This is a genomic window from Candidatus Saccharimonadia bacterium (assembly GCA_035544015.1).
Classification (GTDB): domain Bacteria; phylum Patescibacteriota; class Saccharimonadia; order UBA4664; family UBA4664; genus UBA5169.
This window is the reverse complement of sequence record DATKIP010000028.1, coordinates 1-1,450: the sequence shown is the minus strand read 5'-3', so window position 1 is coordinate 1,450 and position 1,450 is coordinate 1. Positions and strand designations below refer to the sequence as shown.

The 1,450-nt window shown below is 59.9% G+C and carries 1 pseudogene; it reads right to left on the bottom strand.

What is annotated here, in order from left to right:
- Nucleotides 1-269 precede the first annotated feature (269 nt).
- A pseudogene (locus VMT30_02240) lies at nt 270-1,450 on the bottom strand (IS1182 family transposase).

Genomic DNA, 1,450 nt, shown 5'->3' with positions numbered 1-1,450 from the left:
CGAAACTGACGTGCGGCCCGTCCAACGCATGTCCGTTGATGGGGTGCTAAACGGACTCGGCGCGGACGTAGTCTGAGGGCAGTTTTTGACCCAGGCCGTGTGAAAACGTTTTTCCTCCCCCAAAAACTGCACGCAACCGGGCGCGATCCACGTCGACGCGACCGCCTGAGCATATTTTTGCTATCGAGTCTGGAGTCAATCCGGGCGCAACCTCGGACCACGCTGGGCGACCCGAACGGTCACACGGCGCGCACAACAATACACACTCCTCACGCCCGGATCGCCGCGAGGAGCGGTTTGATACCGAGGAGGTTCATCACGCGCGTGAGGTTGTAGGCGAGAACGTGCAACGCCATCTCGGTCGCTACCTTGGGCAGCGTCTTCATCAGAAAGTGCGTCGCCCCCATCCGCATCTTCAGCGTGCCAAACGGACTGCTCGACCGTCTCGCGACGAGTACGCATTGCATCCGGATTTCTGTCCAGGCGCGCCTGCACAGCATCAACAACATACTCGTCCTCCCACCGCTTGATGCGACGTTGCGGTCCCTTCGTGCACTGAGCCTTCAGCGCGCAGGTGCGGCACGCGTTGGTCCAGTAGTGGTGCAGGACCAATCCATTTTCCTCGTTCGTGAAGTGGTGGGTGAGCTTCTCACCGGTAGGACAAACGTAGATGTCCTCCTCAGCCACGTAGCGAAAATCCTGCTTGCCGAAGCGACCTTCTGACTTCGCCTCCGATGTCTGGGGTTTTGGCAGCGTGACCGTGATGCCAGCCTCATCGCATGCGAGGATCTCCTCGCCTTTGAAGTAACCGCGATCGGCGAAGGCTTCGAGGTTTTCTGCCTCCAATGCCACCTTCGCCTGGTTGGCCATGTTCGCAAGATGCGACTTGTCGGTGCCGACGTTAGTTACCTCATGCGCGACGATCAGATGGTTCGTCGTATCGACGGCCGCTTGCACATTATAGCCGACCATCCCAGAGCCGCGCCCGCTGGTCGCCATCGAGCGGGAATCAGGATCGGTGAAGGAGACCTGCTGATCGGGCGCGGCCAGCATCACTTTCTCAATCGCTTTGAGGCGCTTCACCTCCTCTTCGAGCTTGATCAGCTTCTCCTTGAGCCGCGCGGTCCTGGCCACAAGCTCCTCCGAGGGCGCCTCACCGGCAGCTGTCTGGCGATCGGCGGTGTCGAGCTGGCTCAGATAACGCGCAACACTCTCGTCGATCTGCGCCAGGCGCCGCTCCATCTTTCCCTTCGTGAAGTTGTTGTCGCGCGAGTTCACCGCCTTGAACTTGCTGCCGTCGATCGCAACGCTCGCTTTCGCCAGCAGCCCCATCTTGCGGCACAAGGCCACAAATTGCGCACAGACTCTTTTGATGGCGGGGCCATTGTCTTTGCGGAAATCGGCGATGGTTTTGTGATCCGGAACGAGCCGTCCCGTCAGCCACATCACT